At 61.8% G+C, this 14,101-nt stretch carries 9 protein-coding genes; 8 read left to right on the forward strand and 1 reads right to left on the reverse strand.

The features are described 5' to 3' along the window. The first annotated feature begins 254 nt into the window (after positions 1-254). The 7 genes from KO538_RS08225 to KO538_RS08255 all read left to right on the forward strand — a co-directional run bounded on the left by KO538_RS08225 (position 255) and on the right by KO538_RS08255 (position 9,798). On the forward strand, positions 255-3,578 hold the full coding sequence (locus KO538_RS08225) for a PAS domain S-box protein (protein WP_219328002.1): 3,324 nt from the start codon (positions 255-257) through the stop codon (positions 3,576-3,578). Positions 3,579-3,648: 70 nt separating this feature from the next. Beyond that, a complete protein-coding gene (locus KO538_RS08230) occupies positions 3,649-4,107 on the forward strand; it encodes a response regulator (protein WP_051990864.1) in 459 nt (152 codons plus the stop codon). Between the two features lie 314 nt (positions 4,108-4,421). Further along, positions 4,422-4,748 (forward strand): thioredoxin TrxA, encoded by a 327-nt coding sequence (trxA, locus tag KO538_RS08235; RefSeq protein ID WP_034746251.1) that lies wholly within the window; start codon positions 4,422-4,424, stop codon positions 4,746-4,748. Positions 4,749-4,903: 155 nt separating this feature from the next. Continuing rightward, positions 4,904-6,166: a transcription termination factor Rho gene (rho, locus tag KO538_RS08240; RefSeq protein WP_034746249.1), complete on the forward strand. Its 1,263-nt coding sequence runs from the start codon at positions 4,904-4,906 to the stop codon at positions 6,164-6,166. A gap of 306 nt (positions 6,167-6,472) precedes the next feature. Beyond that, positions 6,473-6,742 carry a type B 50S ribosomal protein L31 gene (locus KO538_RS08245; RefSeq protein ID WP_034746247.1) on the forward strand — a complete coding sequence of 90 codons (270 nt, stop codon included), beginning with the start codon at positions 6,473-6,475 and terminating at the stop codon, positions 6,740-6,742. Positions 6,743-6,893: 151 nt separating this feature from the next. Then, positions 6,894-8,618, forward strand: a complete 1,725-nt coding sequence (locus tag KO538_RS08250; protein WP_034746242.1) for a glycosyltransferase family 39 protein — start codon at positions 6,894-6,896, stop codon at positions 8,616-8,618. A 199-nt stretch (positions 8,619-8,817) separates the two neighbouring features. Beyond that, the gene (locus KO538_RS08255; protein WP_034746239.1) at positions 8,818-9,798 is read left to right on the forward strand and encodes a choice-of-anchor A family protein; all 981 of its coding nucleotides are present in this window, start codon (positions 8,818-8,820) and stop codon (positions 9,796-9,798) included. Between the two features lie 75 nt (positions 9,799-9,873). On the opposite strand, the gene KO538_RS08260 is transcribed toward KO538_RS08255, so the two are convergent. Further along, entirely contained in the window at positions 9,874-11,553 is a 1,680-nt protein-coding gene (locus KO538_RS08260; RefSeq protein ID WP_219328003.1) for an AMP-binding protein, read from the reverse strand. A gap of 133 nt (positions 11,554-11,686) precedes the next feature. Here KO538_RS08260 and KO538_RS08265 point away from each other — a divergent pair, with 133 nt between their 5' ends. Continuing rightward, positions 11,687-14,044 carry a DNA polymerase II gene (locus KO538_RS08265; protein WP_219328004.1) on the forward strand — a complete coding sequence of 786 codons (2,358 nt, stop codon included), beginning with the start codon at positions 11,687-11,689 and terminating at the stop codon, positions 14,042-14,044. The last annotated feature ends 57 nt before the right edge of the window (positions 14,045-14,101 follow it).

The following is a 14,101-nucleotide window of genomic DNA, read 5'->3' on the forward strand; positions in this document are numbered from 1 at the left end:
CCATTCCGGGGCAAAAAAAATCCCGTTTTGGCTGTTTCAGAACTTAACTACTGCGAGCAAATATTCGATGCTATAGTTGCCGCCAGAAAGCGCCGCAGGCGTTTATTTGAGCGCGCATCATGCACTGTCAGCCCAGTTCCATCATGCCCCAGAAAGGGATGCATTTGTCGTATTGCAGCCACACGAGTTTCAGCGCATCACGCCCCCGGCGCCCTGCGCTGCACCGGCTCGCTCATACGATGCTGGCAGCAGGCATGGCGCTTTCGTTGCCGGTGCAGGCGGCGGTACACGGCATGGCGCCAACAGTGCTGTGGCCGTACGCTGCCGCCAGCGCCACCGCCCTGGCGGGAGTGGCTTGTTGGCAAGCATGGCGGCTGCGGCAACAGTTGCGCCGCCTGCTCTTGCCCGCGCATGCCCTGGCGGAACAGGATGCGGGGCAAGCCTTGCGCGGTGCGGCCCTGGCTGGCTGGACCTGGCGGCGCCAGTCCGGGCGGCTGCAGTTCGCGCCCCAGTACCAGGACGTGCTGGGCGACAAGAGCGCCAAGCTCGACCATACACTGGACGAGTGGCTGGCCGAAGTGCACCGCGACGACCGCGCGCGCCTGAGCCTGGCATTTCGCCAGCATCTGGACGGCCAGGCGCCCGGCACCTTCAATTGCGAATTCCGTTTGCGCCACAGCGACGGCCACTGGCGCTGGCTGCTGGCGCGCGGCGCTGTGCTGACACGCGCTTCGGATGGCGCCGCCACGCAGGCCAGCGGCATCATCTGCGATATCAGCGAACGCAAGCAGGACGAGCAATCGCGCATGCGCTCGATGCTGGAAGCGGCGCCCGAAGCCATGCTGGTGGCCGACGTCGAGGGTAAGGTGCATTACGCCAACCAGATCGGCGCGCGCTGCTTCGGCTATCCGCTGGCCGAATTGACGGGTATGTCGCTGGAGCAATTGGTACCGGAAAGCACGGCCAGCCATTCCGTGGGCGACCCGCAAGCGCGGCACAGCCTGCCGGGCCGGGTAATGATGGCGCGCCGCCGCGACGGCACGCATTTTCCTGCCAAGGTCAGCCTGTCGCCGCTGCGCATGGCCGGCCAGGTGTTTTCCATCGTCTCGCTGCGCGACATGACGCAGCGGCAACGCGCCGAGGAAGCGCTGCACGCGAGTTCGGAACGCTACCGCCTGATCGTGCAGACGGCCGCCGAAGGCATCTGGATGACGGGTGCGGACGGCAAGACCACCTTCGTCAACCCGAAGATGGCGCACATGCTCGGCTACACGGTGCAGGAAATGCTGGGCCGTCCCCTGCTCGACTTCATGGACCGCGACAGCCAGCTGCTGATGCAGCGCCGCCTGGCCAGCCACGGCAGCTTCGCCAGTCAGCCGGACCAGGTCGATTTCCGCTTCTTCCGCAAGGATCAGTCCAGCCTGTGGGGCTTGCTGTCGAGCACCAGCATCCAGTCGGACAACGGCGAGCCGGGCGGCACCCTGGCGATGATCACCGACATCACGGAACGGCGCCAGGCGTCGATCGCGCTGTCGAACTCGAGCCAGCGCATGGCGTCCGTGTTTGGCGCCGTGACGAATGGCCTGGTGGTGCAGGACAGCCACGGCCACATCCTGGAAAGCAACGCCGCCGCCGAGCGCATGCTGGCGGCCAGTCCTGCCGGCAACACCCTGTGGCAAGCCATCCACGAGGACGGTTCCCCCTTCGACCAGCGCAGCCATCCCGTGCACATTACCCTGTCGACGGGTGTCGCCATGCGCGACGTGCTGATGGGCGTGCAGCAGCCGGACGGCAGCCTGTCGTGGTTGTCCGTAAATACCGAGGCCATCCGCGATGAATACGGCAAGGTGGGCATGGTGGTGGCCAGCCTGACGGACATCACGTATCACAAGCGCAGCGAAAGCGCCTTGCGCGAACTCAATGAACATCTGGAAGAGCGCGTGGCGCAGCGTACCGAACAGCTCGACCAGGCCAAGCAGGTGGCCGAGGAAGCGAGCCTGGCAAAGGGACAATTCCTGGCCAACATGAGTCATGAAATCCGCACGCCGATGAATGGCGTGATCGGCATGGCGTATCTGGCCCTCAAAACGGATCTGGAACCGCGCCAGCGCGACTACCTGGAAAAAATCCGTTTTGCCGGAGAACACTTGCTGGGCATCATAGACGACATCCTCGACATCTCGAAAATCGAGGCGGGCAAGCTGGAGATCGAGCGCGTCAACTTCAGTTTCGACCACGTCGTGCAAACCCTGATGACGGTGGTGGCGCCGCGCGCCGCCGGCAAGAACCTGGAACTGCTGTTCGAAATCGACCCGCAATTGCCAGCCGTGCTCGTGGGCGACCCGTTGCGCCTGGGGCAAGTGCTGATCAACTACGCCAATAACGCCATCAAGTTCAGCGAACAGGGCAGCATTACCGTGAAAGTGCGCAAGGTCGTGGCGGACGCGAAGCACTGCCTGGTGCGCTTTGAAGTGTGCGACCACGGCATCGGCCTGTCGCAAGATGAAATGAGCAAGCTTTTCCAGTCCTTCCAGCAAGCCGACACGTCCACCACGCGCGAATATGGCGGCACGGGTCTGGGCCTGGCCATCTGCAAGCAGCTAGCGCAGCTGATGGGCGGCGATGTCGGCGTCGATAGCCGCCCCGGCGCCGGCAGCACCTTCTGGTTCACGGCCAACCTGGGCATTTCCGACCAGGCGGCACCGGCCATGCTCGACAGCATGGTGCAGACGGCGGCGGCCATGCGCGCCAGCGCCGACGCGGCCCTGGTGATGCGCACGCTCAAGCATGCGCGCATCCTGCTGGTGGAAGACAATACGTTCAACCAGCAAGTGGCGCTGGAATTGCTGGAAGAAGCGGGCGCTTCCGTCTGCCTGGCCAACAATGGCGAAGAAGCGCTCGATTTGCTGCGCCAGACGCAGTTCGACTGCGTGCTGATGGACGTGCAGATGCCGCTGATGGATGGCTTGCAAGCGACGCGCCACATCCGCGCCGACCCGCAGCTGGCGCATTTGCGCGTGCTGGCCATGACGGCCACGGCCACCAGCGAAGACCGCGTGCGCTGCCTGGACGCGGGCATGGACGATTTCATTTCCAAGCCCATCCAGCCGGCCATGATGTACCAGACCATCGCCAGCTGGCTGCCGGCCCGCGAGACGCCGCCGCCACCGGCGCGCAGCCGCGCCGCGCCCGCCTTCAAGACCACCCTGGCCGGCGACCCGCAAGTGATCGACCTGTCCATCCTGGCCAAGTTGCTGGGCTACAACCCGGAAAAGGTGCGCAAGTTCGCCTTCAAGTTCCTGCAGACGACGCAGGATGGCTTTGGCGACATCGATGCGGCCCTGGCGCGCGGCGACGTGCACCAGGTGCGCGAACTGGGGCACCGCATCAAGTCGTCGGCGCGCACCGTGGGCGCCCTGGGATTGGCAGAACTGTGCCACAACCTGGAAACCCTGGCACCGGGCGAACCGGCCGACGAGGCGGAGCGGGCACGGCGCATCGTCGCGCGCCTGTGGCCCCTGCTGGAACAGATTACCGAACAAATCATGAATAACACCAGCTTTGCCAATGACGATTAGCTACCGCCAAATTACGCTATGGCAAGGTATCGGCATCGACAGCGATGCATATCAACAGAAAGACATGACGATGAACACTGTATCAAACCAAGCAAGCCAGGAGCACAATGAAGCAGGCCTGGCACCGTTGCGCGTGCTGCTGCTGGACGACGACGTTTTCATGCTCGACGTGCTCAGCGACATGCTCGAGCAGATGGGCCCGTTCGACATCCGCTGCGAGTCGCACAGCGAACAGGCGCTGTCGACCCTGAAGCAGCACCAGCCCGACCTGCTGATCTGCGACCTGTCGATGCCCGATATCGACGGCATCGAATTCTTGCGCATGGCGGCTGAAAACGGCTTCCGCGGCGGTGTGGTCCTGCTGTCGGGCCTGCATTCGGCCGTGCGCCTGGCGGCAGAACGCCTGGCCATGGCCAACGGCCTGCATATATTGGGCACCTTCCGCAAGCCGATGGAAAGCGCGGAATTGCAGCTGATGGTGAACTTGCAATTGCAACACACGGCGCGTCAAGCCAACGCGCAAGCCTGATCTCAAGGCCTGGCCGGAGGGGCGGGCACGGCGCTGCAGGCCAGCAGGCATGCGGCTTTGCCGCCCTGCAGGCGCTTGCGGAAGCGATATGCTGGCGATATGCCTCAAGTTTTTCTGCAATAATCGCCACGCTTTGAAAAAATGGGTTATTATTTCAGCCATCCCCGCCTGCATACCTCTGGTCGCACCTTCCAAGAACATTGAATTCGTGCCCATTGTCCCCATCTTCTCATTGCATTCCAGGAAGCATGGATGGCGAACCAGCGTATGGTTAATTCCAGGCATTATTGATCCCACCCTCATTTGAGGAAAATATGAGCGAAAATATCAAACACATTAGCGATGCATCTTTTGAAGCAGACGTCCTGCAATCCGAGTTGCCAGTACTGGTCGACTTCTGGGCAGAATGGTGCGGTCCCTGCAAGGCCATCGCTCCGATCCTGGAAGAAGTGGCCAAGGAATACGCCGGCCGCATCCAGATCGCCAAGATGGACGTGGACGCCAACCAGGCAGTGCCTGCCAAGTTCGGCATCCGCGGCATCCCGACCCTGATCCTGTTCAAGGATGGTGTTGCAGCTGCTCAAAAAGTAGGCGCCATGGCCAAGGGCCAGTTGACCGCTTTCGTCGACAGCAACATTTAATGTATGATGGGCAGCGCTGCGCCCGCAGCGCCGCCTGACTGAACAACCGGGAAGCGGCTTTGCCCTCATTCGTGCACAGCCTTCCCCAATAATTAATCAACGCCACGCAGTCCCCTCCCCTACCTTTACATCCCGTCTCGGGACACTCAACACATATGCATTTATCCGAACTAAAGGCCCTACACGTATCCGCCCTGCTTGAGATGGCGATCGGTCTTGACATTGACAACGCAGCCCGCTTGCGCAAACAGGAGCTGATGTTCGCTATCCTGAAAAAACGCGCCAAGTCCGGCGAACAGATTTTTGGCGATGGCGCCCTGGAAGTGCTGCCTGACGGCTTCGGCTTCCTGCGCTCGCCCGACGCCAGCTACATGGCGTCCACCGACGACATTTACATCTCCCCTTCGCAAATCCGCCGCTTCAATCTGCACACCGGCGATTCGATCGAAGGCGAGGTACGGACCCCGAAAGATGGCGAACGCTATTTCGCATTGGTCAAAGTCGACAAGGTCAACGGCGAATCGCCGGAGATGTCGAAACACCGCATCCTGTTTGAAAACCTGACGCCGCTGCACCCGAACGAGCCGCTGCGCCTGGAACGTGAAATGAATGGCCAGGAAAACATCACCGGCCGCATCATCGACCTGATCGCCCCGATCGGCAAAGGCCAGCGCGGCTTGCTGGTGGCGTCGCCGAAATCCGGTAAATCCGTGATCCTGCAGCACATCGCGCATGCGATCACGGCCAATCACCCGGACATCACGCTGATCGTGCTGCTGATCGACGAACGTCCGGAAGAAGTGACCGAAATGCAACGCTCCGTGCGCGGCGAAGTCGTCGCCTCGACCTTCGACGAGCCGGCCACGCGCCACGTGCAAGTGGCCGAGATGGTGCTGGAAAAAGCCAAGCGCCTGGTCGAAATGAAAAAAGACGTGGTCATCCTGCTCGACTCGATCACCCGTCTGGCCCGTGCCTACAACACCGTCATCCCTGCCTCGGGCAAGGTCCTGACCGGTGGTGTCGACGCGAACGCGCTGCAACGTCCAAAACGCTTCTTCGGCGCCGCGCGCAATATCGAAGAAGGCGGCTCGCTGACCATCATCGCCACGGCGCTGATCGAAACGGGTTCGCGCATGGATGACGTGATCTTTGAAGAATTCAAGGGTACCGGCAACATGGAAGTGCATCTGGAACGCCGTCTGGCCGAAAAACGCGTCTACCCGGCAATCAACCTGAACAAATCGGGTACCCGCCGCGAAGAACTGCTGATCAAGCCGAACGAACTGCAAAAAATCTGGATCCTGCGCAAGTTGCTGTACTCGATGGACGAGATCGAGGCGATGGAGTTCATTCTGGACAAGATGAAGGCGACGAAAAACAACGCCGAGTTCTTCGACATGATGCGCCGGGGCGGGTAAATTCGCCTGTCATGTATCGTAGGTCGGATTAGGCCCGCAGGGCCGTAATCCGACAACATTGTTGGCGAAGGCGGTGGTGTTGTCGGATTACGCGCTCGCGCGCTAATCCGACCTACGTTGCGCCCCGCGTAAGCACACGCGATCATGCAAAGCCGCCTTCGGGCGGCTTTTTTATTGCCGCCGGCCCGAAAGCGCTATATAATCGACGGTTGCATTATTTTAAACCCTGGCAAGTGATCGGCAATCGGGTCAAGAAGCAAGACGACCGACGAAGTGCTGTTTGGCTACCTACTTAGAGAGAATCCCATGAAAGTCGATACCCATCCAGAATACCGCGAAGTTGTTTTCCACGATCTGTCGTGCGATTTCAAATTCGTTACCCGCTCGACCATCCAAACCCGCGAAAAAATCACCCACGACGGTAAAGAATACCCACTGGTGAAGATCGAGGTTTCGGCTGAATCGCACCCATTCTTCACGGGCAAGCACAAAATCGTCGATACCGCTGGTCGCGTCGAGAAATTCCGTCAGAAGTTCGGTTCGGTTGGTTCGAAAACCGCAGTCGCAGCAGGCTAATTTTTGCCGCTTTGCGGCAAAAAAGGGCAGCTTCGGCTCCCAGAGAAAAGGCAGCCACGGCTGCCTTTTTTGTCTTTGGCCGCTTTACTTTATACTCGCGCATACCCGACGCCATTCGTCGCGTCTTGCCACTATTCTGATACAACTATCGATGAAGCCAGTCCGCCTTCCCGCCGCTGCCACACTCGCGCTGCCACGATGGGCCTTGTTTGCACTTGGCCTGCTGTACATCCTGCCTGGCCTGATCGGCCGCGAACCGTGGAAGAACGATGACGCCGCCAGTTTCGGCATCATGTGGACCATGGCGCATGGCGGCCTGAACGACTGGCTGTGGCCCAACATCGCCGGCCTGTCGCTGCCCGATGAAGGCCCGCTGGCCTTCTGGCTGGGCGCCATCTTCATCAAGCTGTTCGGCTGGATCGACGGCGACGTCTTCGGCGCGCGCATGTCGACCATCGGCATCTTTGTCGTCAGCACCCTGTCCGTCTGGTACACGGCCTTCAACCTGGGCCGCCGCAACGACGCCCAGCCGCTGCGCCTGGCCTTCGGCGGCCAGCCCGAGCCGGACGACTTCGGCCGCACCCTGGCCGATGCCGCCGTCCTCATCTATCTGGGCTGCCTGGGTCTGCTGCAGCACAGCCACGACATCACGGCCGAAGCGCTGTACGTGTCCCTGATGGCCTATCTGCTGTACCGCGCCGTGCGCTACGTGGAAGGCCCGTCCGTGCGCAATGCGGCCCTGCTGGGCCTGGCGCTGGGCGGCCTGACCCTTGCGCGCGGCTGGATCACGCCGGCGGCGCTGAGCATCGCCTTGCTGCTGTGCACCGTCTTCCTGCGCCTGCCGCTGCTGCGCAGCGTGCGCCACCTGGCGCTGGCCATCGTGATCGGCGCCGCGCTGACCCTCGTCTGGCTGCTGCCGGGCGAATGGCTGCGTCCGTACGGCCATTCGCCGCTGCAGGCATGGATGGAATGGAATTGCCGCCAGTTCAGCGCCCCGAGCCTGAAAAGCCTCCAGTACTTCTTGCGTGTCGGCATCTGGTTCTTCTGGCCCGCCTGGCCGTTCGCCGCCTGGGCCGTGTATGCCTGGCGCCGCCAGCACCACGTGCTGCACATCGTCGTGCCGCTGACCTTTGTCGCCATGCTGGCCATACTGGGCCTGTGCCATCCCGATCCGGACCCGAGCCAGCTGCTGCCGCTGCTGCCGCCGCTGGCCGTGATGGCCGCGTTCGGCCTGCTGACCATGAAACGGGGCGCCATCAACGCCATCGACTGGTTCTCCGTGATGGTGCTGACCATCTGCGCCCTCGCGCTGTGGCTGTTCTGGTTCGCCATCCTGACGGGCTGGCCGCCGAAACTGTCGCATAACGCCCTGAAACTCATGCCAGGCTTCAAGCCCGAGCTGGACTTGCTGGCCTTCTTTGTCGCCGCCTGCGCCAGCGCGGGCTGGGTGGCGCTCGTGCACTGGCGCATCTCGCGCCAGCCGGCCGTGCTGTGGCGCGCCGTGGTGCTGTCGTCCGGCGGCCTGATCCTGATCTGGGTGCTGATCATGACCTTGTTCCTGCCGCCGCTGAACTACAGCAAGAGCTACGCCAGCGTGGCGCACCAGATTTCCGTCCACCTGCCGCCAGGCAGCAAGTGCATCAACAGCAACGTCGGCGCCGCCCAGCGCGCCTCGTTCGCCTACTTCGGCCACCTGCCGTTTGCCAGCGTAGGGCAGCAGCAATGCGATGTGTTCTTGTTGCAAGACAGCATCAAGGTTCCCGACAACAAGGAACAACTGCCAGAACATCACGGCGCGGACTGGATCAAGCTATGGGAAGGGCGCCGCCCCACGGATGACGTGGAACGTTTCCGCCTGTACCAGCGCGTCAAGTAAGCAGTAAAAAAAAACCGGGCCAGCCCGGTTTTTTTATGTCCGCCAGACAATTGCTGCCCGTAGGAAAAGTGTTGCCTTAAAATATAGTTAATTACCTAAATTGAACTAGAATTGTTTTTTATATTATAATAGCGGACTGCGCGATGGCGGTGTCTTGCTTTCCCGCCCTAATCGTCCCCAATTTACTATGAGATTGTCCATGAAATTATTTGCTACCCGCACCTTGCCGCTCATCAGCGCCGCCCTGTTCGCTTTCTCCTTCAGCGCGTCGGCCCAGGCCACCGTGGTTGACCTTGGCGTCGCCAATGGCTACTCGGCCTTCATCTTCGGCAACATCGGCAGCAGCGGCGCCAGCGGCTTTACCAGCGTCGGTGGCAGCATTGCCGCTGGCGGCAATATCTACCTGGACAACTACAACGTTGGCACGAACAAAAAGCCAGGCAGCGCGGTCAATTCCGTCGTTGCTGGCGGCAACCTGAACACTGGCTGGGGCACGCTCGGCGGTTCGGCCGTGTACGGCGTCAGCAACCCCAACGCCACGCTGACGGCGCCACAATGGTTCCCAACCAACAACATCAGCAAAGGCAACGCGTCCACCCTGGACTTCGCGGGCGCCAAGCAACAATTGACGACCCTGTCGGGCGACGTGGCCAAGTTGCAGTCGAACGGCACCGTGATCTCGCAATACGGCAACATGACCCTGGTGGGCAACGTCAACGCCGATGTGAACATTTTCAACATCGATGCGTCGAACCTGCATAACCTGACCCTGGACTTGTCCTCGCTGAAAAGCACGGCCAGCATCATCATCAACGGCACGGCCAGCAACATCACCCTGAGCGGCGGCTTCGACAATTTCGCCAGCTTCGCCAACCGCACGCTGTTCAACTTCGCCAACGCCACCACCACCAACCTGCAGAACGTCGGCATCAACGGCAGCATCCTGGCGCCGAACAGCGCGTTCTCGGGTTCGGGCGACATGAACGGCACCCTGATCGCCAATTCCGTCAGCTCGATCAATTATGGCCACGTGGCGATGAACGGCGCCGGCTTCAACACGGTCAACGTGTCGGCCGTGCCGGAACCAGGCACCTACGCCATGCTGCTGGCCGGCCTGGGCTTGCTGGCCTTCATGCGCCGCCGTACGCCAGCGCGCGCACCGCAAGCCGCGATGGCCTGAGCTTTACGCTGAATCAATGCAAAACACCGGGCCGCGCGAGCGTCCCGGTGTTTTTTTATGAGCTGGGCGAAAACCCTATTCCGTGCTCAAACCCAGATCCGTCGCCACCTGCTTACGCAAGACATATTTCTGGATCTTGCCCGTCACCGTCATGGGAAATTCCTCGACGAAACGCACGTAGCGGGGAATCTTGTAATAGGCGATCTGCCCATCGCAAAAGGCGCGGATGTCGTCGCTGGTGGCCTGCGTGCCGGGCCGCAAGATGATGCAGGCGCATAACTCTTCGCCATACTTGGCATCGGGTACGCCCACGCATTGCACGTCGAGCACGCTCGGGTGGCGGTACAGGAATTCCTCGACTTCGCGCGGGTAGATGTTTTCGCCGCCGCGTATCACCATATCCTTCGAGCGCCCGACGATGCTGCAAAAGCCGTTGTCATCGATCACGGCCAGGTCGCCCGTGTGCATCCAGCGCGCCGCGTCGATGGCTTCGCTGGTTTTTTCAGGGTCGCCCCAGTAGCCCTGCATCACGGAATAGCCGCGCGTGAGCAATTCGCCCTTTTCGCCGCGCGGCACGATCCGGCCTTCCGCATCGATGATTTTCACTTCCAGGTGCGGGTGGACACGGCCGATGGACGACACGCGCATTTCGCGCGGATCGTCGATCGACGTCTGGAAGCTGACGGGCGACGTTTCCGTCATGCCATAGGCAATCGTGATCTCCGCCATGTGCATCAATTCGATGACCCGCGTCATGACTTCCATCGGGCACGGCGAGCCGGCCATGATGCCGGTGCGCAAGTTCGACAGATCGTATTGCTTGAAGTCGGGATGGTCGAGGATGGCGATGAACATCGTCGGCACGCCGTGCAAGCCCGTGCAGCGCTCGGCTTGCACGGTTTCCAGCACGGCTTTCGGATCGAAGCCTTCGCCGGGAAACACCATGGCTGCGCCATGCGTGACGCAGGCCAAGTTGCCCAGCACCATGCCGAAGCAGTGGTACAGGGGCACGGGAATGCACAACCGGTCCCGTTCAGTGAGGCGCATGGCTTCGCCAATGAAAAAGCCGTTGTTCAGGATATTGTGGTGCGTCAAGGTGGCGCCTTTCGGCGCGCCTGTCGTACCGGACGTGAACTGAATGTTGACGGCGTCGTCAAACTGCAAGCCAGCGCTCACTTCTTCCAGGTGCGCCAAGTCGGCATCCATAATGCCGTCCATCAAGGTGTCGAAGTTGTGCATGCCCGGCGTGGCCGCCGCGCCCAGGCGGATGACGTGGCGCAATTGCGGCAGGCGTGGCGACTGCAGCGCGCCGGCCCGCGAACGGGCGATGTCCGGCACCACGTCTTGCACGATGGCCAGATAGTCGCTGGACTTGAAGCTGGGCGACAGGATCAGCGCGCTGCATTGCACCTTGTCGAGCACGTATTCGAGTTCCGAGCGCCGGTAGGCGGGGTTGATGTTGACCATAATCAAGCCGGCTTTCGCCGTGGCAAACTGGGTCAATACCCATTCGGCGCAGTTCTGCGACCAGATGCCGACCCGGTCACCCGGTTGCAAGCCCAGTTTCAGCAAGCCGGCGGCCAGCCGATGCACGCGCTGCTGGAACTCAAGATAGGTCCAGCGCACGTTCTGGTGCGCCACGATGAGGGCGTCATGCTGGCCGTAGCGGGCGGCAATGCCGTCCAGGTAGGCGCCGATGGTAGCACCGATCAACGGCGTCTCGTGGGCGCCGTGTACATAACTGATTGCTTGCATGCTGTCTCCGGGGTGGGTGGCGCGGCGCGCTCTTGTTATCGTCTTCGATGCAGAAAATTATAGCCGCAACCGCCCCCGCCCTGCGTCAGCTTGCTGTAATGTGCAGGCCAGCACATCCGACACTCACGGCACCATGACAGGCAACACCGAGCACACGCCCGAACAGGGCTTCATCCTGACCCGCCACTGGCGCGATACCAGCGCCGGCACGGAAGTCGATTTCTGGCTGGCAACGGATGCCGGGCCCCGCCACGTGCGCCTGCCCGTGCAGACGGCCGTCGCCTTCCTTCCCATGGAGCAGCAGGAACAGGCGCAACAGCTGCTGCGCGGCGAGCGCCATGCGGAGCTGCGTCCCCTGTCGCTGTGCGATTTTCACCACCGCCCCGTGCTGGGTCTGTACTGCAAGCAATACCGGCATTTGCTGAAGCTGGAAAAGCAGCTGCGCGCGCAAGGCGTCGACGTGTACGAAGCCGACATCCGCCCGCCCGAGCGCTACCTGATGGAGCGTTTCATCACGGCACCGGTATCATTCAGTGGAGAAACGGAAGTACAGCTGAAACCGGCGCCCGGCTACCGCCCCACATTAAAACTGGTGTCGCTCGATATCGAGACGACGGCCCATGGCGAGCTGTATTCGCTGGCCCTGGAAGGCTGCGGCCAGCGCCAGGTCTACATGCTGGGGCCGCCAAACGGCGGCGATGACGCCTTGGACTTCGACCTCGAATACTGCGACACGCGCGCACAGATCCTCGAACGCCTGAACACCTGGATGGAGCGCCACGACCCGGACGCCATCATCGGCTGGAACCTGGTGCAATTCGACTTGCGCGTACTGCGCCAACACGCCGAGCGCTACCAGGTACCGTTGAAGCTGGGACGCGGCGGCGCCGTCATGGAATGGCGCGAACACGGCGGCAAGCAGGAACACTATTTTGCGGCCGCGGCGGGGCGTCTGATCATCGACGGCATCGAAGCCTTGAAATCGGCGACATGGAATTTTTCCTCGTTCAGCCTGGAAAACGTGGCGCAGACGCTCCTGGGCGAAGGCAAGTCCATCGACAATCCCTACCAGCGCATGGCCGAGATCGACCGGCGTTTCCGAGAAGACAAACCGGCGCTGGCCCGCTACAACCTCAAGGATTGCGAACTGGTCACGCGCATCTTCGCCAAGACCGAGCTGCTGACCTTCTTGCTGGAACGGGCCAGCGTGACGGGCCTGGCGGCCGACCGCAGCGGCGGCTCCGTGGCCGCCTTCGAACATTTGTACTTGCCGCTGATGCACCGGCAGGGTTACGTGGCGCCCAACCTGGGCGACGTCTCCGGCGAAAACAGCCCGGGCGGCTTCGTCATGGATTCCCAGTCGGGCCTGTACGATTCCGTGCTCGTGCTCGACTACAAAAGCCTGTATCCGTCCATCATCCGCACCTTCCTCATCGATCCCGTGGGCCTGGTGGTGGGCACGGGCGGCGACGAGGCCGATACCGTGCCCGGCTACCGGGGCGCGCAGTTTTCACGCATCAAACATTGCTTGCCGGCCATCGTGAAGCAGGTGTGGCAGGGGCGCGAAACGGCCAAGCGCGAGCGCAATGCACCGCTGTCGCAAGCGTTAAAAATCATCATGAACGCGTTCTATGGCGTGCTGGGCTCGAGCGGCTGCCGCTTTTTCGACCCGCGCCTGGCGTCGTCGATCACCCTGCGCGGCCACGACATCATGCACCGCACGCGCGAGCTGATCACCGAGCAGGGCTATCAAGTGATCTACGGCGACACGGATTCCACCTTCGTGTGGCTGAAAACGGCGCATACGGATGAAGAGGCGGGCAAGATCGGCCGCGCCCTGGTGGCGCATGTGAATGCCTGGTGGAATACCTATCTGCGCGAAGAGTTCGGCCTCGAGAATGCGCTGGAACTCGAATTCGAGACGCATTACCGGCGTTTCCTGATGCCCACCATCCGCGGCTCGGAAGAAGGCAGCAAGAAGCGCTATGCGGGCCTGGTCGGCAAACCCGATGGCAGCGAGGACATGGTCTACAAGGGCCTGGAAACCGTTCGCAGCGACTGGACGCCGCTGGCGCAGCAATTCCAGCAGGATTTGTACCGGCGCATCTTCCAGCGCGCCGCCTACCAGGACTATGTGCGCGACTACGTGGCGCGCACCGTGCACGGCGAGTTCGACGCCTTGCTGGTCTACCGCAAGCGATTGCGCCGTCCGCTCGACGATTACCAGCGCAACGTGCCGCCCCACGTGCGCGCGGCGCGCACGGCCGACGCCTATAACCTGGCGCAGGGCCGGCCGCTGCAGTACCAGAACGGCGGCTGGATCAGCTATGTGATCACGGTGGCGGGGCCGGAACCGCTGGAAACGCAGCGCTCGCCCATCGACTACCACCATTACCTGACGCGCCAGCTGCAGCCGGTGGCCGACGCGATCCTGCCGTTCCTCGGCGACGATTTTTCGCGCCTCGTGTCGGGCCAGCAGGATTTGTTTTAGATCAATTCTGCTTACCTGTGAGGCCAAGCTGAGGTAATATCGGCGCCTTCCGGGCTT

The sequence above is a fragment of the Janthinobacterium sp. NKUCC08_JDC genome, assembly GCF_019345575.1.
GTDB classification, from domain to species: domain Bacteria; phylum Pseudomonadota; class Gammaproteobacteria; order Burkholderiales; family Burkholderiaceae_D; genus Janthinobacterium; species Janthinobacterium aestuarii.